Source organism: Propionivibrio sp. (assembly GCF_029255185.1).
Classification (GTDB): Bacteria; Pseudomonadota; Gammaproteobacteria; order Burkholderiales; family Rhodocyclaceae; genus Propionivibrio.
Genome location: NZ_JAPUVO010000140.1, coordinates 31,951 through 52,133, shown reverse-complemented (window position 1 = coordinate 52,133; position 20,183 = coordinate 31,951). Strand labels below are relative to the sequence as shown.

Here is a 20,183-nt window from a genome sequence, read left to right as displayed (position 1 = left end):
GGCAAGACGTCCTTTGCAAAAGGGCGAAAAACTGCGCGACAAAATAGAGGCGCAACTTGCAACACTTCAAAAATTGCCCAACCTCGTCCGATCATTTTTCAAGGCGCCGTCTGTCGCCTATATTACCGACTGCTGAGTAATGGTGCTAAGCGCGACGGCCAATAGTTGTGCCAGGTCATGCTTCGAGTGAGAGTTGACCAAAACTGGCGGACAGAATCTAATGGTCGTCAGGTAGCATCCGGTCGATACCGGACGGTCGGGTGTTTGTCCACAGAACCGACATTCGGATGTTTTTTGAGCACGAATAGTATGACTTTTGGGGTTGCCGTGACAAATCGAGAACTGCGCAGCAAAACACGCGTAACCATAGCGAAACAGCCCAAGGGGACGATGTGTATGCTCATCGATGGCAAACGTTTCCCGGTGCGGGCGGTCCGCAATATATCGGAAGACGGCACAAGTTTATTGATGGATGGCGATGCAAGCGACTTTAGCGAAGCGCTTCAGGTTACCCTTGAGTATAAGGCGGTCGATGGTGAAATTACCGTCAATGGAATAATCGTATGGAGCCGCCCATCGGAAAGCATGGCAGATGAGGCATCCAACACGCCGATGTGTGTTCTTGGCATCAGCCTACTCATCCCTCACGTACTGATGGTTTTTACGAATGCTTAGGGATTCAGTTGTCATCGAGGTCATTTCAGATGCTCCTCAATCCAATCCCAGCGCTTGTCCTTGATCATCACGAATCGGCAGCGCCCTTCGGAAAGATTGGCCCACAGCCCACCAATCAATCGGTCATCCTCGGCCGATAACCAGCGGTCGGCGCCCTTGTATTCGACGGCGAGAATCGTTCCAGGCTTGCCGTATTTTTCGGGAAGCTGGCACAGAAAGTCCGGGTAGAAACGCCCGTCCGCCTTTTGCAGGAAGAACGAACTCCCTTCGCGCCGCACCAGATTGCGCACCCAAAACTGAATACGGCCCTGCTGCGCCTGAATATCCAGCCAGCAGGCGCACTCGAATTCCTCCTTGCTGTCGAAATCGCCAATGCGTCCGTAAAAGTGTTTCCTGAAATCGAAATGGCCAAAGCGACCGTCATAATCGCGGCTGGGCGCGTAGGCCTGCGGGTGAAATTCGAGGCGTGTAGGTCGGGTTAGCGTAGCGTAACCCGACAGACGATCTGGGTTCGACCCCTGTCGGGTTACGCTACGCTAACCCGACCTTGCCTGCTGCCTGTTGTTCCCGCAGCACCCGGCGCACCATGTCCCGACTCACTACTGGACAGCGCATTTCCAACTGTGCGACAGAGAATTCCCCGACAACCTGCTCGATGGCCGAGATCACCTGATCTGTTTTCGCACCGCGCGGCGCCTTGGTTTCCCCCACCCGTTCAGCGAACTCCTTGTAGGCTGTTTTCAGGATGAACAACACATAGTTGATGTAGGGCCAAGGATCATGTTTGCCCTCGTGCCAGCCTTGCGAACTTTTTTCCAGCGTTTCGTAATAGCGATCCTTGTTCTGCTCGACCAGTCGTTCGAGGCTGATATACCGACCGACCTCGAAGCCAAGCTGATAGCTCTGCAACAGCCAAATCAGACGCGAGACCCGGCCATTGCCGTCGCGGAACGGGTGGATGCACAGAAAATCGAGGTTGAACGCGGCCAGTGCAATCAGGGGCGGCACCCATCCCTCATTCTGGCAGCGGTGCCAGTCCAGCACCAGATCAACCATTCGCGCCGAAGTCTCTGCAGCCGGCACAGTGCGCAAGCGCACCCGCTCACTACCATCCGGATAGCGTTCAATGATATCGCCATCTTTTTCCTTGTACTGTCCGGCATCCAAAATCTGCCCTCGCGTCAGTGCGTGTAGCCGCTTGATTGTCTGCTCGTCGGACGGAATGTCCAAAGCCTCGGCATGCATCCAGGCCAGTGCATCGCGATAGCCACGTACTTCTTCTTCGTCGCGGTCGCGGAACAGCGGTTTCGGGGCCACCAGAATATCGCGCACACGTCCGGGATCGATAGAGACGCCCTCAATGCGATTCGATGACACGGCACTCTCAATCATCGCGTGTTCACGCAAAGCTTTCAGTCGTTGTGGCGACTGACGCGTATAAAGTTCCTGCTTGCCGCGAAACTCGCCAAGGTCAGAGAGATACCATGCTGTCGCTGGCGGTATCGCAGCTTGCCCGGTGGCGAACTGGCGTAACGTCATCATCTTGAGGTTCCCTCGGTTTTTCGTCTGCCAAAAGAGTGGGTTTCATGCTACTCCACCCAAGAGAAGAACGTCCAAGCGACCGGCCGTAATGGCCGGTTTTCTTTGTCCGTGATTTAAGCAAATTTTCCCATTAGTGTTAGCCCGGCCTAGAAAAGAAAAAGGCCCGCATTGCTGTGAGCCTTAGTATTACTGGTGGAGACGGGCGGGATCGAACCGCCGACCTATTGATTGCGAACCAATCGCTCTCCCAACTGAGCTACGCCCCCCGAACGGCGGAAATTCTACGTGGCGAGGAAAGGCGCGTCAATCGCGATTGCTGTGCCGTATCCAGTTGTCACGCTCTTGGCCGTCAATTTGAAATATGACAACGGTTTCGATTTGCGTTTTTAAAGGAAGCTGTCGAAAAAAAAGGCTTGCCTTGACGCAAGCCTTTTTTATTGAGGCGAAATCCGGATTACTTTTTCTTCTTGCCCTTGGCGGTGGCGACGGTGGCCTTGAAGGTGGCGCCAGCGGAGAACTTCGGAACGGTGGTGGCGGCGATTTTTATCTTTTCACCGGTCTTCGGGTTCTTGCCTTCGCGGGCAGCACGAGCGGCAGCTTTGAAAGAGCCAAAACCAACCAGGCTTACGCCATCGCCCTTGGCGACTGCTTGAACGATTGTTTCGATAACGGCATCCAGAGCCTTGCCGGAAGCAACTTTGGACAGTTCGGTACGAGTAGCAATTGCGTCGATCAATTCAGACTTGTTCATAGTATCTCCTGTTGTTAATTGTTGAGAGCCACACCAGTACTCCGCCGCGATTCTTGCATTCTATGCGCCCGCTGGGAAGGGGGTTAAGCACAGTATTTGCAAAGAAATTTAAATTTCTGTTGTTTTTTGTATGCGAAAACGCTTTACTGGCCTGGCCTCAAGCTTATTTGTTGCGTGCCAGCAGTGGCCGTAGAAACCGTCCAGTATGGCTTCCAGCAGTTTTTGCTACGATTTTAGGCGTGCCTGCGGCGAGAATTCGTCCGCCGCCCCCGCCCCCTTCAGGCCCGAGATCGACGATCCAGTCTGCCGTCCTGATCACATCCAGATTGTGTTCGATGACCACCACCGTGTTGCCGTGATCGGCCAGGCGGTGCAGTACCGTGAGCAGCATTTCGATATCCTGGAAATGCAGTCCGGTGGTCGGTTCGTCGAGAATGTACAGCGTTCGCCCCGTGTCGCGTTTGGAGAGTTCGAGCGCCAGCTTGACGCGCTGAGCTTCGCCGCCGGAGAGCGTCGTTGCCGCCTGGCCGAGAGTGATGTAGGAGAGGCCGACGTCGACTAAGGTTTGCAGCTTGCGCGCGATGACCGGAACGGCGTTGAAGAATTCGCGTGCCAGCTCGACGGTCATTTGCAGAATGTCGTGGATGGTCTTGTCTTTGTAGTGCACTTCGAGCGTTTCGCGGTTGTAGCGCTTGCCGTGGCAGACGTCGCAGGAGACGTAGATGTCGGGCAGAAAATGCATTTCAACCTTGATTACGCCGTCGCCCTGGCAGGCCTCGCAGCGTCCGCCCTTGACGTTGAATGAGAAGCGGCCGGGGCCGTAGCCGCGTGCACGTGCTTCCGGCACGCCGGCAAAGAGGTCTCTGATCGGTGTCAGCAAGCCGGTGTAGGTGGCCGGGTTGGAGCGCGGGGTGCGGCCAATCGGGCTCTGGTCGACGTTTATGACTTTGTCAAAATGGTCGAGGCCAATGATTTCGTCATATTCGGCGGGTTCTGCCGTCGAGCCGTAGAGATGGCGCGCGGCAGCGCTGTAGAGCGTGTCGTTGATCAGCGTTGACTTGCCCGATCCGGAAACGCCGGTGATGCACGTGAATAGGCCGACTGGCAGTTCGAGCGTGACATTCTTGAGGTTGTTGCCGCGCGCGCCAGTCAGCGTCAGTTGACGCGCCGGGTCAGGCTGACGCGGCTTGCCGGGCGCTGCGATGCGGCGCCGGCCGGAAAGATAATCGCCGGTCATCGATGCCGGGTTGTCAGCGACTTCTTGCGGCGTGCCTTCGGCGACGATAAAGCCGCCGTGTACGCCCGCCCCAGGGCCGATGTCAACGACATAATCGGCGCTGCGGATGGCGTCTTCGTCATGCTCGACGACGATCACCGTGTTGCCGATGTCGCGCAGTTGCTTGAGTGTCTGTAGCAGTCGGCTATTGTCGCGCTGGTGCAGGCCGATCGACGGTTCGTCGAGGACGTACATGACGCCGGTCAGCCCCGAACCGATCTGCGAGGCCAGGCGGATGCGCTGCGCCTCGCCGCCGGACAGCGTTTCGGCCGAACGGTCGAGCGAAAGATAGTCGAGGCCGACGTTGATCAGGAACTGCAAGCGGCTGGTAATCTCCTTGAGAATTTTTTCGGCGACCTGCGCCTTGTTACCAAGGAGCTGCAAGGCCAGAAAATGGTCGCGCGCATCGGAGAGCGGCAGGCGGCCTAGTTCGTGCAGGGTCAGCGCATCGGCGTTGCTGCCGATGCGCACATTGCGCGCCTCGATGCGCAGCCTTGCACCCTCGCAACTCGGGCAGATCTTGTTGCTAATCAGTTTGGCGAGTTCTTCGCGCACGGCCACCGAGTCGGTTTCCTTGTAGCGGCGCTCAAAATTGCTGACGATGCCTTCGAAGCTGTGCTCCTGCCGGGTGATCTTGCCGCGTTCGTTGAGGTAGTTGAAGGCGATTGTTTCGCGTCCCGAGCCCTGGAGAACGATTTTCTGAATGCTTTCGGGCAGGCTGGCAAAGGGTGTTTCGACGTCGAAGCCATAGTGCGCCGCCAGCGAGGTAAGCAACTGGAAATAGAACTGGTTGCGCTTGTCCCAGCCGCGGATTGCACCTGCGGCAAGGGATAGATCGGGACGCGCGACGATGCGCTTGGGATCGAAGAACTGGATCACGCCGAGCCCGTCGCAGGACGCGCAGGCGCCCATCGGGTTATTGAACGAAAAGATTCGCGGCTCGAGTTCCTGCAGCGAGTATGAACACACCGGGCAGGCGAATTTGGCCGAGAAGAGGTGTTCCTTCTGCGCATCCATCTCGTAGGCAATGGCGCGGCCATCGGCATGGCGCAGGGCGGTCTCAAACGATTCGGCCAGACGTTGGCGCATGTCGGCGCGCACCTTGAGGCGGTCAACGACCACATCGACCGTATGTTTGCGCGTTTTGGCCAGCTTGGGCAGGGCGTCGATTTCGTAAATTGCACCGTCAACGCGCAAGCGGGCGAAGCCCTGCGCGCGCAGTTCGGCAAACAGCTCAAGCTGTTCGCCCTTGCGGTTGGCGACTACCGGCGCCAGGATCATCAGCCGGGTTTCGGCGGGCAGCGCCAGCACGTGGTCGACCATCTGCGAGACGGTCTGGGCATCGAGTGGCTGCTGATGCTCAGGGCAATAAGGGGTGCCGGCGCGGGCGAAGAGCAGGCGCAGGTAGTCGTGAATTTCGGTGACTGTGCCGACCGTCGAGCGCGGGTTGTGGCTGGTTGCTTTCTGCTCGATCGAAATCGCCGGTGACAGGCCCTCGATCAGGTCGACATCCGGCTTGTCCATGCGTTGCAAAAATTGCCGGGCGTAGGCTGAAAGCGACTCGACGTAGCGCCGCTGTCCTTCGGCGTACAGGGTGTCAAAGGCGAGCGACGATTTCCCCGAACCGGAAAGACCAGTAATGACGATCAGTCGGTTGCGCGGCAGATCGAGATTGATGTTTTTCAGGTTGTGCGTGCGTGCGCCGCGAATCCTGATTTCTCGTAGTTCGTCCATTGGGGTTGTTGCCTGAGGGCTGAAACAAACCTGTTAATATACGCGGTTCCGACCGCTCAAACCAATCCTTGTTCGGCTACTCCTTTGTTGCCCTGATGCTATCTCCTACCAATGATCCGATGACCTTTGCCGAGCGCCGCGCCGGAGTCGGACTGGCGTCCATTTTTGCCTTGCGCATGCTGGGCCTGTTCCTGATCCTGCCGGTCTTCTCGATCTATGCCAAGGACTTACCGGGCGGTGATGACATGGCCCTGGTCGGTTTCGCTCTCGGCGCCTACGGCCTGACCCAGGCTTTCCTGCAGATTGCTTACGGCGTGGCGTCGGATCGTTTCGGGCGTAAACCGGTGATTGTTTTCGGGCTGGTGCTGTTCATCATCGGCAGTTTCGTCGCCGCGCTGGCCGGCGATATCTACGGCATCATCGCCGGTCGCGTGTTGCAGGGTGCGGGCGCCATTTCTGCCGCAGTGACGGCGCTGGCCGCCGATCTGACCCGCGAGCAGCATTTGACCAAGGTGATGGCCATGATCGGCTCCTCGATCGGTCTGGTCTTTGCGCTGTCGATGGTCGGCGCGCCGCTGCTCTATGCGACCATCGGCATGCCGGGAATTTTCGCGTTGACCGGCGTTCTGGCCATTCTGGCGATCTATGTTGTGCTCAAGGTGGTGCCGGCGGCGCCAGTGATTCCTAGACAACCCGGCTGGCCGAGCTTTGTCGAGGTGCTGACTCACCCGCAACTGCTGCGCATGAACTTCGGCGTGTTCACACTGCACCTGATGCAGACAGCGATGTGGGTGCTGCTGCCGTCGGCGCTGGTGCACATGGGCGGGTTTCCCGTTGCCGAGCATTGGAAAATCTACCTGCCGGCGGTGTTCCTTTCGTTTGTCATCATGGTGCCGGCGATCATTGCCGCAGAAAAACACGGCCGGATGAAACTCGTCTTCAATGCCGCGATCACCCTGCTGGTCGTCGTGCAGGTGGGCTTCGGATTTTTCGGGAACAGCATTTATGCGCTGGCTTTCTGGCTGATGCTTTTCTTCGTTGCCTTCAACGTTCTCGAAGCGACGCAGCCATCGTTGATTTCACGCATCGCACCGTCACACGCCAAAGGCGCCGCGCTCGGCGTATACAACACCACCCAGTCGCTCGGCCTGTTTCTTGGTGGAGTGCTCGGCGGTGCGCTGGCCAAGCACTCGGGTGCGCAGGCGGTATGGATCGCCTGCGCTATTCTGGCGCTGGTCTGGCTCGGTTTCGGGCTGTCCATGACCATGCCGGCGGCGCGTGTGCGGCGGCCAGCCGAATAAATCTTTATAATCCCCCGTTTCGCACACCATACATGGAGGCAACATGGCTTCGGTCAACAAAGTAATTCTCGTCGGCAACCTGGGCGCCGATCCGGAAACCCGCTTCATGCCTAACGGTGACGCGTTGGCAAATATCCGTATGGCAACCACAGAATCCTGGAAAGACAAGGTTACCGGCGAGAAAAAAGAACTTACGGAGTGGCATCGCGTTGTCTTTCGCAACAAGCTTGCCGAGATCGTCGGGCAGTACCTCAAAAAGGGCTCGGCGGTGTACATTGAAGGACGTATTCGTACCCGAAAATGGCAGGACAAGGAAGGGCAGGAACGTTACACGACCGAGATTGAAGCCAGAGAAATGCAGATGCTCGGTGGCCGTCAGAATGCAACGTCATCGTCCGAGGGCGAGGCCGAGTACGGTGGCAGCATGCCGTCTTCAGCGGCGCCCACAGCGTCTCGTGGCGCTGCGCCAGCCAAAAAATCGCCGAGTTTCGAAGACATGGATGACGATATTCCGTTTTAGTCAGTCAGCAGTACAGTAAGCGGTAGATGCGCGCAAACAAACCCGGACCGGTTGATAGCCAGGGTAAATCGGCTTCGCATTGATTTTTCAATGCGGCACAAGATATATCCAGACGAACAGAACCTGGCCTTGCGATTCGGCAAGCTGCGCGAGTTCGGCAAGCTCCGTTAACTGGGCAAGAACATCCTCGACGTGCCACTGTCCGCTTTCGAATTCTTCGGTCGCTGCCAGTTCGCTGGCTACGTTGTCCAGCGCATCGTCGTCAAGCGCCACCAGTTTTTCGAGCAATTCATCGGCAATTCGGAGAATGACCGTCTCGCTGGCGGCCACATAAACCGGCTCGTAGATGTCAAGCGCCATCTGCAGCGAGTCACCGGTCAGCAGACAATGCAGCGTGGCGATCTTGACTGTATCCAGGCCGGGCGTCTCGATACCGCTCCATTCGTCAAGCGGGCAGGTCGATTCGCCGACCGCCGTAAATTCGTCGTCATCGGCGGCCACGATGTTGGTCACAATTTCCATGAAATAACTCCCTGAAAAAATACGTGTGGCGAAAAACTACTCGGGAAAGCCCTTCAACAACTGATCAATGACCCACTCGCCTTCGCTCTCGCTGAGGAAACGATGCCAGGGCGGCATGGGTGTTCCGGGGCGTCCGCCCAACACCGTGGCGACCAGCGATTCGACTGGCTTTTCGCGCAATGCCTGCGGTGTAAGCGCTGGGCCGAGGCCGCCCTGCAAGGTCATGCCGTGACACGAACCACAGTCTTGGCGGACCAGATGAACCAGTTCCTTCTGGCGCTCCGGCGTCGGCAGCACCGCCAGCGATGCAGCTTGCACCAGGGCCTGCGGGGTAAACAGCAGAAGGGCAAAAAAATCGGGATAACGCATGGTTCATCCAGCTGGTGCAAAATCAGCGCAGAGTCAAAATCCAATGCACGAGGACGCGGATATTGTCGATCCCGGCGCGCTTGTTGGCCGACATGGTTTCCTTTCCCCAATTGCCCGAACTGCCTTCATGAACGCGCTTGACGAGAGTCTCTTCGATTTCCTTGTGGTCGCGATAGCGTCTGGCCACATCCCGCCAGGCCGGGCCGGTCACCGTAGCATCCACATCGTGACAAACCAGACAACGGCTGGCATCGGCGAGTTCGAGCATCGCTTTCATATCCTTATCCGGAGCCGCCCAGGCCGCTTGAGTCAAGAACAGCATACTGATCAGTAAAGCCCGTCGCTTCATTGGCATTCCCGTTCGTTGGTGGCCTTTGGGACACTTGGCAGGACAATGGGTTCAAAAAAACGGGGGCCGCAGCCCCCGTCATCGGCAAATTTGTCGTAAGCGCAGCTCAGTAGATATCGTGCATGGTGTTGTAGACGTTGAACTTGCCGGTCGGCGTTACCAGACGCTTGTCCTTGATGACCTTCTTCAGTTGTAGGGTCTTGTCATCGAGAACGACGATGGCCGACGGTTCGGTTTTGTTGCCGGTCCATACCGAGTACCAGACTTCATCGCCATCAGCGTTGTACTCGGCATGAACCACGCGCTGTATGCCTTTGGTCTCGCCCAGCGCGGCCATCGCGGCGACATCGATCAGCGTGGCCTTCGGCTCTGGCTGGTCCATGTCGGCAATCTTGTACACGCTGACCGTACCGGCCAATTTCTTGTCCGGGTTTAGCGGTGCGTCAGCCCACAAATTGGACGACTTCGGATGGCTCTTGACGAACAGCGAGTTGGCCCCATGGTTCTTCAGTTCCTGAACCACTTTCCAGGCGTACTGCGGATGGCCGACCGGATCGGTGCCGATCAGGCTGATCACATCGGCGCCAAGGTGCGAGGTGGCCCATACGGGACCAAATTTCGGATGCTTGAAGTTGGCGCCACGACCCGGGTGCGGAATCTTGGCGGTATCGACCAGCGCCGCCAGCTTGCCTTCCTTGGTATCGACAACGGCAATCTTGTTCGAGGCATTGGCCGCGACCAGGAAGTAACGCTTGGTCGAATCCCAACCGCCGTCGTGCAGGAACTTGGCGGAGTTGATTGTGGTTTCCTTCAGGTTATTCAAATCAGAGTAGTCAACCAGCTTGATCATGCCGGTTTCCTTGACGTTGACAACAAACTCGGGCTTGATCTCGGAGGCCACGATCGAGGCTACGCGTGGTTCCGGGTGGTAAACGCCATCAACCGTATTGCCACGAGTCGAAACGTTTTTCAGCGGTTCGAGCGTCAGTCCGTCAAGGATGGTGTACTGCGGCGGCCAGTAAGACCCAACGACGGCATACTTGTCCTCATAGCCCTTGAACTTGGACGTTTCGATCGAACGCGCTTCGAAGCCAGCCTTTAACGTCGCCACCGTGCTTGGCTTTTCGGACCACATATCGATCAGGTCATAGCGCCCATCGCGGCCGATGACATGCACATAGCGGCCTGAGGTCGACATGCGCGAGATGTGCACCGCGTATCCGGTCTTGATGACCGCCCAGATTTCCTTCTTGTCGCCATCGATCAGCGCCACTTCGCCGGAATCGCGCAGGGTCACCGAGAAGACGTTCTTGAGATTCACATTGTTCATCTGCTTGGTCGGTCGCTGATCGACCGGAATGAGCAGCTTCCAACTCCCCTTGATGTCGGCCAGGCTCCACTCGGGTGGCGCTTCGGCCGGCATCTGGAGATAAATAGCCATATTGGCAATCTCCTGTTTCGACAGAATGTCGTCGAAGTTCACCATGCCGCCTTCGGTGCCGTAGGTCATGATTTTTTCCAGGCGCGACGAACCGAGCTTGGCGGTATTGACCGGCTCAAGATTCTTGCCGGTGGCGCCCTTGCGCAGCATGCCATGACAGCCGGCGCAACGCTCGAAGTAGATCTTGCCGGTCGCCGCTTTATCTTCCGCCGATAGCGTCGGCACTGCCGGTGCAGCAGCCGGTGCCTCTTTTACCGCCTTGGTCGCAGCAAAGGCAACGTTCATCGCCAGCGGCAGCAACGCTAGCATCAGCGTATTCCTCACATTTTTTTGCATGCTTATTCCTCTCTTCTTGAAATGACAAACGCCCCCGGTAAACGACGTACTCAGGTACAGAGCATGAGACTGAGGCCCTTGCGCCCTTAATTCCTTGACGCACATCAACTATTTGTTATCGACCTGGGCAAAAGCCAAAAGACCTGTTGAACTCCCGCAGCGCGGCACTTATGCTTACGCTTCGATCAAGCCACCGAAAAACGATGAACCCGACCCAGCGCCCGGCCCAAGCAGGAACCGTTTATCTCGTCGGCAGCGGCCCTGGGGCGCTTGATCTCATGACCGTGCGCGCCACGCGCCTGATTGGTGAAGCCGATGTGGTGGTCCATGATCATCTGATCGCCGATGGGGCTCTGAGCCTGCTGCGCAACGATGCGCAGGCCATCTGTGTCGGGAAAAAAGCCTCGAACCATACGGTGCCACAGAATGAACTGAACCTGCTGCTGGTGCGCCTGGCGCGCGAGGGCAAGAAAGTCGTCCGTCTGAAAGGCGGCGATCCCTTCATCTTCGGACGCGGCGGCGAAGAGATTGAAACCCTGTTTGAGTTCGGCATTCCCTTCGAGGTCGTCCCCGGCGTGACCGCCGCCGCAGGCTGCGCCGCCTACGCCGGGATTCCGCTAACACACCGCGAGCACGCGCAAACCGTGACCTTCGCCACTGGCCATCTCAAGGACGGCAGTGTAGATCTCGACTGGTCAGCCTTGGCGCGTCCGAAGCAGACCGTCGTTTTTTACATGGGGATCGGCGGCATCGGCGAAATCTGCCGCCAACTGATCGTGCACGGTCTGCCCGCGACGCATCCAGCCGCCGTGGTGCAGAACGGCAGTAGCGAACGGCAGCGGGTGCTAATTGCCGATCTGGCGACCTTGCCGGAGCAGATTGAAAAAGCCGGGCTCACCTCGCCGGCACTGATCATCGTCGGCACGGTAGTCAGCCTGCACCGGAAGTTGGCGTGGTACCAGCCGTCCAACTGGCCCCGCGTGTAGGTGGTGGCTCTTACTCGCGGAAGGTCTCTTCGCGTTTCTTGTAAAACATCGGCAGGCTGGCGACGATAATCGCCAGCGCAGCAAGCGCGAGCATGGTCGCGCTGATTGGACGCTGGAGGAAGATCATCGGGTCGCCACGCGAGAGCAGCAGCGCCCGGCGCATGTACTCTTCCATCATCGGGCCAAGAATGAAGGCGAGCAGCATTGGTGCCGGCTCGCAATCGAGTTTGACGAAAATGTAGCCGACCAGCCCGAACAGTGCCATCAGATAGACGTCGAACTCGGTGTTGTTGAGGCTGAAAACGCCGATGCCGCAAAAAACCAGAATGGCTGGGAACAGGTATTGGTAGGGAACGCTGACAATTTTCACCCACATGCCGACCATCGGCAGGTTGAGAATCACCAGGAAAAGATTGCCGATCCACATTGAGACAATGATTCCCCAGAACAGCGCAGGCTGCTCGGTAATCACCGAGGGGCCAGGCTGGATGCCCTGGATGACCATCGCGCCGATCATCAGCGCCATCACCGGGTTGGAGGGAATGCCCAGGGTCAACATCGGAATGAACGAGGTCTGCGCGCCGGCATTGTTGGCCGATTCCGGGGCGGCAACCCCCTCGATCGCGCCCTTGCCGAACTCAGCCGAGTTTTTCGAGACTTTCTTTTCGATGGCATAGGCGGCGAATGATCCGAGGATCGAGCCGCTGCCAGGAAGAATGCCGAGCGCCGAACCGATGGCGGTACCGCGCAAGATCGGTCCGATGATGCGCTTCCAGTCCTCCTTGGTCGGCATCAGCGTAGTGATCTTGCTGATAATCGTTGGCCGGTCGTCCTCGTTCTCCAGATTGCGGATCACCTCGGCCAGACCGAACATGCCCATGGCCACGACGACAAAGCCGATGCCGTCGGCCAACTGCGGAATGCCAAAGGTATAGCGCTGGGTGCCGGTGTTGACGTCAGCGCCAACCAGCCCGAGCAGCAAACCAAGGACGACCATGCCGGTAGCATGAAGCAGCGAACCCCGGGCCAACACCAGAGAGGCGAGCAAGCCTAGAACCATCAGCGAAAAGAATTCGGCCGGACCAAACTTGAGCGCGATCTCGGCCAGCGGCGGGGCAAACAGCGCGAGGATGACGGTGGCGACCGTTCCGGCAAAAAACGAGCCGATCGCCGCAGTGGCCAGCGCTACCCCGGCGCGGCCCTTGAGCGCCATCTGGTAGCCATCCAGCGCGGTAACGACCGAAGCCGCTTCGCCCGGCACATTGACCAGGATTGAGGTCGTCGATCCGCCGTACTGGGAGCCGTAGTAAATGCCCGAAAGCATGATCAGGGCAGAAACCGGCGGCAGGGTAAAGGTCACCGGCAACAGCATGGCAATGGTCGCTGTCGGCCCGAGGCCGGGCAGCACCCCGATCAGCGTACCGAGGAAAACACCTGCCAGGCAGTAAAGCAGGTTAATCGCCGACAAGGCAACCGAGAAGCCCAATCCGATATTGTCAATAAGTCCCATAACACCTCAGCGAGTTCAAGTCCCGGGAAACCGGGGTCAGTCTCCGAACCACGATCCAAAAATCGGCAGCGGAACGCCCAGACCGACCTGAAAGACCAGAATACAGAACACCGTCACGCCAGCGGCCAGAGCCAGCGCATATTTCCAACTGAAGCGGTTGCTGGCATAGGCGCTGATGATGACCAATAGCGGCAAGGCGATGGCCATCCCGGCGCCACGCACGATGAAACCGAACAGGACGGTCGCGCCGATGATCATCGTCAGCCCCTTCCAGGCGACGGTACCGACCGGAGTGCCCGGTTTGATGAACGAGCGGATGACCGAGAGCGATCCGATCAAAATCAGCAGGCCGCTCAATATGACAGGAAAATAAGCCGACCCCATCTTCATGGCCGTCCCCAAGCCATAATCCCGGCCGAGGATAATGGCGGCGCCACCGACCACGATGTAGATAATACCGGTCCAGAAATCTTTGGCATTGCGTGCGATCGGGTTCAAAACATGCTCCTGGTTATGCAGAAAAATCGTCAATCCTTAGTCGGCAAAAACACCGGCATTCTTGATAATCGGCCCCCATTTTTCGATTTCAGACTTAAGCTGCACGCGCAAAGCCTCCGGTGTGGCGCGTTCCTGGGCCACCGGCTCGGAACCCAGATCAGCAAAGCGCTGCTTGAGCGTCGGATCTTTCAGTGCGTCCTGGAGGGCTTTGGAGAGCTGGTCGACGATCGCTTTCGGCGTCCCCTTAGGCGCATACAGAGCGTGCCAGACGGTGACTGTGAAGTTTGGCATTCCTGCTTCATTCATGGTCGGCACTTCGGGCATGGAGGCGATCCGTTTCGGCGTGGTTACACCATAGACCTTGATTTTTCCGGCCTTGATGTGGCTGGTGGTGTTGGTGGTCTGATCGCACATGAAGTCCACCTGGCCGCCAAGCAGATCGTTCATGGCCGGCCCCGTCCCCTTGTAAGGGATGGTGGTGAGATCGGTCTTCAGCGCCGACATGAAAAGCATGCCGCAGAGGTGCGAGGCCGAGCCGACGCCGGCATTGGCCATGTTGACCTTGTCTTTGTTGGCGGCCACGTAGGCCAGAAGCTCCTTGAGATCTTTGGCCGGGAAGTCCTTGCGCGCGACAAACGTCATCGCCCCGTCGTTGATCAGGCCGACCGGTTCGAAGTCACTCATTGCGTCATAGCTCAGCTTGCGATAGAGCGCCGGCGCGGTGGCATGACCAATATGGTGGATGAATAGCGTATAGCCGTCAGGCTTGGCCTGGGTCAGTCGAGCGGCGCCGATGGTGCCGCCGGCGCCAGCCACATTCTCGACAATCATCGTGCCCTTGAGTATCGTGCCCATGGCCTGCGCGGTCAGACGCGCAATCGTGTCCGACGGGCCGCCGGCAGCAAAGGGCACGATGATGGTAATCACCTTGGCGGGGTACTGTTCGGCATAGGCCTGTGCGGCGCCAAGAAAAACGAGAGCACTCACCAGTAATCGCGAAATTCTGTGAATCATGACCCACCTCCGAATCAGTAAACAAGGGAAGAACAGGAAATTCAGGCACCGGCCTTGAGTATCCTAGGCCGGCGCAGTCCAATCAATGCCAAATTTCTTTACTACTCAAACAAGCCAGATCATCGACGCCATGCGTCCGGTCTGGCCGTCGCGCCGGTAGGAAAAAAAACGATCCGACTCGCTGACCGTGCAGTACGCCCCGCCAAACACCCGGTCGATGCCCTGCTCGGCCAGACGCAGGCGCGCCAGCAGGTAAATGTCCGCCAAAAACTTGCCCGCTAGCGCTGGCGTGAAGGCTGCTGCCATTACCCCATCTGCAGCGACAAAGGCCGAACGCACCTCATCACCAACGACGAAGACTTGCGGCCCAATGGCCGGCCCCAGATAGGCCAACAGCCTGGCGGCCGGTACGGCCAGGGCGGCGACAGTTTCTTCCAGCACCCCGGCGAGCAAACCACGCCAGCCGGCATGGGCCGCAGCGACGACGCTTCCCGCATCATCGCAGAATAACACCGGCAGGCAATCGGCGGTCATCACCGCACAGATCGCCCCCGGCTGGCGTGAAAATGCTGCATCGGCCCGCGCCGGAAGCGCATTTGCTGCGCATGCCATCGCATCGACTACGCGCCTGCCATGCACCTGTTCCAGCCAGGCCGGATCGCCCGCTCCCGCCAACCTTTGCCTGAGCCGTGCTCGATTGGTGGCGACCGCGACCGGGTCGTCGCCAACGTGCTGCCCGAGATTGAGACTCGCATAGGGCCCAAGACTCACCCCGCCGTGCCGGGTGGTCAACAGAGCACGCACATTCTGTGGCGCCGGCCAGTCAGGAATAATCCAGGAATCACTGCTCGGCGTCATCATCGCCACCATGAACATAGATGATTTCCGGGCCGCCCTCAAGGTCGTCACACCAATCCGCATCCTCGTCGTCCACCACGCGCGCCTCGAAAGCCAGCATGCGCGCGGTCTGGACCAGTTCAGCCATATCCTCGGGCAGGTTCGACTTCCACAGCATCGGCTTGCCGCTGGCCGGGTGCACCAAACCAAGACGTCGAGCGTGCAGGGCCTGACGATGGAATTCGGGGCCACTGGGCACCCGACTGGTTCCTCCGCCATACACCGGATCGCCGACCAGTGGATGTCCAATCGAGGTCATGTGCACACGAATCTGGTGCGTCCGCCCGGTTTCGAGCGCACAGTCAAGCAGCGTGCAATCCATGAAGCGTTCGACGATTCGATAGTGCGTCCGCGCCGGCTTGCCGGTTTTTACGACGGCCATTTTGGTTCGCTGTGTCGGGTGGCGGCCAATCGGGGTGTCGACGCTTCCGCCGGAACCACTGCACTCGACCTTGCCGCGCACCAGCGCCTGATAGTAGCGCTTGACCGTGCGTGCCTGCATCTGGCGTACCAGATCGGTCTGTGCCTCAAGCGTCTTGGCGACAACCATCAGGCCGCTGGTGTCCTTGTCGAGACGATGCACGATGCCGGCACGCGGCACCTTGTCAAGGGCGGGAGCGTGATAAAGCAGGGCATTGAGCAGAGTTCCGCTCCAGTTTCCGCTGCCCGGATGGACCACCAGACCGGCCTGCTTGTCGAGCACGATCAGCGTCTCATCCTCGTAGAGAATATTCAGTGCAATGGCTTCGGGAGACGACGACTGCATGCTTTCATCGGGTGCTTCGGCCAGTTCGATGCGCTCTCCGCCCCACAGTTTCTGCTTCGCTTCGCTAACCAGTACGCCATCAACCTCAACCCGGCCCTCACGTATCCAGTTCTGCAGCCGGCTGCGTGAATGCTGTGGCCGAAGCCGGGCAAGAACCTGATCCAGACGCTGCCCTCCGCAATCGGCCGGAACGCTCAGAGCAAGCCGGGGGTTTGCGCTATAATCTGCGCGCTCCTTGCTCACGCCAGCATTTTCTTTGGGCAGATCGACTCCTGTTTTTTTATGTGGAATTTTCATCATGCGTAGTCTAGCGGTTATCGCAGCGCTTTTCCTCGCCACGCTCATCACCGGTTGCGGACTTCTCCCCGAAGTAAAAGATGAAACGGTCGGCTGGTCAGCCAATAAGTTGTATACCGAAGCCAAGCAAGCGCTGAGCGAAGAGTCCTACGAGAAGGCGATCAAGTATTTTGAAAAGCTGGAATCGCGCTATCCCTACGGCCGTTTTGCTCAACAGGCCCAGATCGACATCGCCTATGCCTACTGGAAGAGCAACGAACCTGCCTCAGCCGTGGCCGCCTGCGACCGTTTCATCAAGCTGCACCCGAACCACCCGAACGTCGACTACATCTACTACCTGCGCGGACTGGTGAACTTCAACGAGGATCTGGGCCTTCTCGGCCAGATTAGTCAGCAGGACATGACCGAACGTGACCCGAAAGGCGCTCGCGAGTCCTTTGATTCTTTCAGGGATCTGGTAACCCGCTTTCCGGACAGCAAATATACGCCGGATGCCATCCTGCGCATGAAGTACCTGGTCAATGCACTGGCCTCACTCGAAGTGCACATCGCTCGCTACTACATGAAACGCAATGCCTACGTGGCCGCTATCAACCGTGCCCAGTTCGCCTTGAAAAACTACCCGGAAGCACCGGCCACCGAAGAAGCCCTGTTCATCATGGTCAAGGCCTACGACCTAATGGGCATGAACGACCTGCGCGACGATATCGAGCGCGTGATGCGCAAGAACTACCCGAACAGTGCCTACTATACCCGCGGCCTTGAACGCAAAGAACCCTGGTGGAAGCTCTGGTAGCCCACGGTGAATTTGTTCTAACCATCCATCGTCATTCCGGCGCAAGCCGGAATCCAGATTCGTCCATCTGATCAAGGTGTTAAAAGACCTGTTTGATAAACGAACTGGATTCCGGGTCAAGCCCGGAATGACTATAAATCAATAAGTTAGCGGTAGAACAAATTTACCCTGTCTGGTAGCCATCACCTTAGCTTGACTGCTTAATCGCCAGAACCGCCTGATTGCGCAAGGTTCGCAGCAGCGACAACTCCTTCTCGGGGATAACGATCTCGCCGGCGCCATCGCAATCGGCATAGATCATGGCGACCGCATTGCCCTTGATGCACAGGGGAAAGATAACAAAGGTTCCAGCATTGACCCCTTTGCGAAACCACTCCGGGAGGCGAGTTTCGATTTTCGGGTCACGGGTATCGCTGATCAGGATATCCACCCCCTTGGACAAGGCAGCGTGAAAGATATCGGGAGTAAACGTCAGTGAAAAATTAAAGCGCCGTGCAATTTCCGGCGCATCGGGCCCAAAGCCGAAACGGCCAAGCATCGAATTGCTGCGCGCATCGCGAACGCAAAGGATGACCCGCTTGAACCCTTTGGCGCGGTACATGGTTTCCAGAATGATGCGCAGCACATCATTGAGCTTGAAATCTTCAACCAGGGTATTGCTGATATCCTGTATTCCCGCCATCAGGATGACTTCCGGATCGCCAACGCTGGTGTCGGCGTCCATTTCCCCCTGGATAACCGGGCTGCCTGGCGCTCCCGCCGGAACGACGTCGGACAGAACCGTTTCCGCGCTGGTAATGTCTGCCGCCAGAACCACTTCGACATCCGCTCCGGACTCCGGTCGAGCACTCCAGGTTTTCATCTGCCGGCCAAACGTGGATTGCTTCAGATTGATGCCGATGATCGAGGCGAACTGTGCTACCTCCAGAAACGATTTCTCCATCACCTGCAGCAACGACTGCTCGTTGAGCGTGATGTTTTCGCCAAAACGGGCCGTGACCTTGCGCAACTCCTTTTGCCGCTGCTCGGGATCGCCGACCGAAATCATCGTGCACAACTCATTGGACAGCGCCGATAAAATGCGCATGCGCTCATCGACCGTATTGGCCTTGCGCACCTTGCCCTCCGGCAGTCTGCGCATGCTATTGACGATCAGACTGGGGAATCCCCAGGTGCGGGCAATGCCGATACCCAGATCCTCGAACGAAATGCCCAGCACCTGAGCCGTCGCCGCCTCCTCGCTACAGGGCTTTTGATCAATTACGCGCTTTATTTCCTCGTTTTCATCGGGGAAATAATACTGGCACAACAAGCGACCAAGATTATGGAACATGGCACAGATGAACCCTTGCTCGGCGTCCCGCGTCGACGATTTCTCGACGATGTCCTTGGACAGAATGGCCGCCAGATTGGCGCGCAAGAACTCCTCCTTGAGGTGGCTGGCGTTGCCTTTGTTTTGCAAGTGCTCGAAGAGCATGACCGTGATCGAAATATTGCGCACGGCGTCAAAGCCGAGGACCAGCACGGCGCGCGATATCGTACTGATGTTTCCGCCACCCGCCTGGCGGTAATACACGGAGTTGACCAGACGAAGAATCTTGTTGGTCAACGAAAAGTCCTTGAGGATCGAATTTGAGAGATTGGAGATACTCTCCTTGTCAGAACTCGTAATTTTAGTGATTGTGCTGACCGACTCGGACAGTGCCGGGAAATCGCTCTTGTGCCGCATGCGCCGCAAAAGAAAGTCGATGGTACTCTGCTTGGCATCTTCTGAAGGCACGGGATCGTCCGGCTCCAGATAGCGATCAAGCGCTTCGCGCATCTCGCTGACCGAAGCGAATCGCTGCTGCGGACTCCGGGCGATCGACTTGTAGAGTATGCTGACCAGCGGGTCATCGAGATCGCTAAAGGCATTGGTCGGCAATTTGATGTCTTCATTGGCCAGCCGGTGCATGACTTCATAGACCGTGTCACCGTGCACCGCGCGCTGCCCGGTCAGCAACTCATAGAACACCAGGCCGGCCGAAAAGACATCGGTTCGTTCGCTGCATTCGCGGCTGACAATATACTCGGGCGCCATATACGACGGCGTTCCCATAAACGCCTCATCATCACTCGACTGCGCCTCGACACGCGCGGCAATACCAAAGTCCATCACGCGCGGCAAGCCTTCCTTATCGATCAGAATGTTGTTCGGCTTGAGATCACGATGAATAATGCCTGCCGCATGGGCATGGGCAATCGCATCGAGCACCGGATGCAGAATCGCAATCGCCTTGACTGGCGTCAAGCGGCCATTTTTCTTCAGGTAATCGCCAAGATTTTTTCCGGCAACATACTCAAAGACGAGATAGACATCCCCCTGCTCTTCGCCGGCTTCGAAGATAGGAACGATGCTGGGATGGCGTAGCTGGCTGACCATGCGCGCTTCGGCAAGCAGTTGCTGGTTCTTCTGCGGATCAGGACGCGAAAAATGCAGCGTCTTGATCGCCACCTCGCGCTGCAAATGAGGGTCACGGGCCAGATAAACAACGCTCTGGGAACCCCGGCCCAATTCACGAACGATCTCGAAACGTCCTATTTCCTCGCCCATAGCGCCAATC

General features: G+C 57.8%; 19 protein-coding genes and 1 tRNA gene. 5 read left to right on the top strand and 15 right to left on the bottom strand.

From position 1 onward, the window contains the following. The first annotated feature begins 396 nt into the window (after window positions 1–396). The gene (locus tag Q1J43_RS15815) at window positions 397–675 is read left to right on the top strand and encodes a hypothetical protein (protein ID WP_301103472.1); all 279 of its coding nucleotides are present in this window, start codon (window positions 397–399) and stop codon (window positions 673–675) included. A 20-nt stretch (window positions 676–695) separates the two neighbouring features. Here the strand turns inward: Q1J43_RS15815 and Q1J43_RS15810 are convergent, their stop codons facing one another. From Q1J43_RS15810 to uvrA, 5 genes are all read right to left on the bottom strand, one after another. After that, window positions 696–965, bottom strand: a complete 270-nt coding sequence (locus Q1J43_RS15810) for a hypothetical protein (protein ID WP_301103471.1) — start codon at window positions 963–965, stop codon at window positions 696–698. 241 nt (window positions 966–1,206) lie between these two features. Further along, complete coding sequence (locus Q1J43_RS15805; protein WP_301103470.1) at window positions 1,207–2,217, bottom strand: Fic family protein; 1,011 nt, start codon at window positions 2,215–2,217, stop codon at window positions 1,207–1,209. Window positions 2,218–2,407: 190 nt separating this feature from the next. Next, window positions 2,408–2,483, bottom strand: a tRNA-Ala gene (locus Q1J43_RS15800). 188 nt (window positions 2,484–2,671) lie between these two features. Then, window positions 2,672–3,019, bottom strand: coding sequence for an HU family DNA-binding protein (locus Q1J43_RS15795; RefSeq protein WP_301103475.1), 348 nt, complete (start codon window positions 3,017–3,019; stop codon window positions 2,672–2,674). Window positions 3,020–3,131: 112 nt separating this feature from the next. Continuing rightward, complete coding sequence (gene uvrA, locus Q1J43_RS15790; protein WP_301103469.1) at window positions 3,132–5,978, bottom strand: excinuclease ABC subunit UvrA; 2,847 nt, start codon at window positions 5,976–5,978, stop codon at window positions 3,132–3,134. Window positions 5,979–6,097: 119 nt separating this feature from the next. Between uvrA and Q1J43_RS15785 the strand changes: the two genes are divergently transcribed. Both Q1J43_RS15785 and ssb read left to right on the top strand, forming a co-directional pair. Next, window positions 6,098–7,279, top strand: coding sequence for an MFS transporter (locus Q1J43_RS15785; RefSeq protein WP_301103474.1), 1,182 nt, complete (start codon window positions 6,098–6,100; stop codon window positions 7,277–7,279). A 43-nt stretch (window positions 7,280–7,322) separates the two neighbouring features. Next, window positions 7,323–7,799, top strand: coding sequence for a single-stranded DNA-binding protein (gene ssb, locus Q1J43_RS15780; protein ID WP_301103468.1), 477 nt, complete (start codon window positions 7,323–7,325; stop codon window positions 7,797–7,799). 87 nt (window positions 7,800–7,886) lie between these two features. On the opposite strand, the gene Q1J43_RS15775 is transcribed toward ssb, so the two are convergent. The 4 genes from Q1J43_RS15775 to Q1J43_RS15760 form a co-directional block, all read right to left on the bottom strand. After that, window positions 7,887–8,321 carry a hypothetical protein gene (locus tag Q1J43_RS15775; protein WP_301103467.1) on the bottom strand — a complete coding sequence of 145 codons (435 nt, stop codon included), beginning with the start codon at window positions 8,319–8,321 and terminating at the stop codon, window positions 7,887–7,889. A gap of 36 nt (window positions 8,322–8,357) precedes the next feature. After that, entirely contained in the window at window positions 8,358–8,690 is a 333-nt protein-coding gene (locus Q1J43_RS15770) for a cytochrome c (RefSeq protein ID WP_301103466.1), read from the bottom strand. A 22-nt stretch (window positions 8,691–8,712) separates the two neighbouring features. Beyond that, a complete protein-coding gene (locus tag Q1J43_RS15765; protein ID WP_301103465.1) occupies window positions 8,713–8,967 on the bottom strand; it encodes a c-type cytochrome in 255 nt (84 codons plus the stop codon). Between the two features lie 178 nt (window positions 8,968–9,145). Next, window positions 9,146–10,816: a nitrite reductase gene (locus Q1J43_RS15760; protein ID WP_301103464.1), complete on the bottom strand. Its 1,671-nt coding sequence runs from the start codon at window positions 10,814–10,816 to the stop codon at window positions 9,146–9,148. A gap of 203 nt (window positions 10,817–11,019) precedes the next feature. Between Q1J43_RS15760 and cobA the strand changes: the two genes are divergently transcribed. Beyond that, window positions 11,020–11,802 (top strand): uroporphyrinogen-III C-methyltransferase, encoded by a 783-nt coding sequence (cobA, locus tag Q1J43_RS15755; protein ID WP_301103463.1) that lies wholly within the window; start codon window positions 11,020–11,022, stop codon window positions 11,800–11,802. A 10-nt stretch (window positions 11,803–11,812) separates the two neighbouring features. Here the strand turns inward: cobA and Q1J43_RS15750 are convergent, their stop codons facing one another. The 5 genes from Q1J43_RS15750 to rluD all read right to left on the bottom strand — a co-directional run bounded on the left by Q1J43_RS15750 (window position 11,813) and on the right by rluD (window position 16,787). Next, a complete protein-coding gene (locus tag Q1J43_RS15750; protein WP_301103462.1) occupies window positions 11,813–13,312 on the bottom strand; it encodes a tripartite tricarboxylate transporter permease in 1,500 nt (499 codons plus the stop codon). A 36-nt stretch (window positions 13,313–13,348) separates the two neighbouring features. Next, on the bottom strand, window positions 13,349–13,810 hold the full coding sequence (locus Q1J43_RS15745) for a tripartite tricarboxylate transporter TctB family protein (RefSeq protein WP_301103461.1): 462 nt from the start codon (window positions 13,808–13,810) through the stop codon (window positions 13,349–13,351). Window positions 13,811–13,846: 36 nt separating this feature from the next. Next, entirely contained in the window at window positions 13,847–14,824 is a 978-nt protein-coding gene (locus Q1J43_RS15740) for a tripartite tricarboxylate transporter substrate binding protein BugD (RefSeq protein WP_301103460.1), read from the bottom strand. Window positions 14,825–14,929: 105 nt separating this feature from the next. Beyond that, window positions 14,930–15,700, bottom strand: coding sequence for a peptidoglycan editing factor PgeF (gene pgeF, locus Q1J43_RS15735; RefSeq protein ID WP_301103459.1), 771 nt, complete (start codon window positions 15,698–15,700; stop codon window positions 14,930–14,932). Beyond that, the gene (gene rluD, locus Q1J43_RS15730) at window positions 15,666–16,787 is read right to left on the bottom strand and encodes a 23S rRNA pseudouridine(1911/1915/1917) synthase RluD (protein ID WP_301103458.1); all 1,122 of its coding nucleotides are present in this window, start codon (window positions 16,785–16,787) and stop codon (window positions 15,666–15,668) included. Before rluD ends, pgeF begins: the two co-directional genes overlap by 35 nt. On the opposite strand from rluD, the gene Q1J43_RS15725 reads away from it, so the two are divergent. After that, the gene (locus Q1J43_RS15725; RefSeq protein WP_301103457.1) at window positions 16,786–17,580 is read left to right on the top strand and encodes an outer membrane protein assembly factor BamD; all 795 of its coding nucleotides are present in this window, start codon (window positions 16,786–16,788) and stop codon (window positions 17,578–17,580) included. The two genes, rluD and Q1J43_RS15725, sit on opposite strands and share 2 nt — an antisense overlap. Window positions 17,581–17,767: 187 nt before the next feature. Here Q1J43_RS15725 and Q1J43_RS15720 read toward each other — a convergent pair whose 3' ends face one another. Continuing rightward, on the bottom strand, window positions 17,768–20,173 hold the full coding sequence (locus Q1J43_RS15720) for a serine/threonine protein kinase (protein WP_301103456.1): 2,406 nt from the start codon (window positions 20,171–20,173) through the stop codon (window positions 17,768–17,770). Window positions 20,174–20,183: the final 10 nt, after the last annotated feature.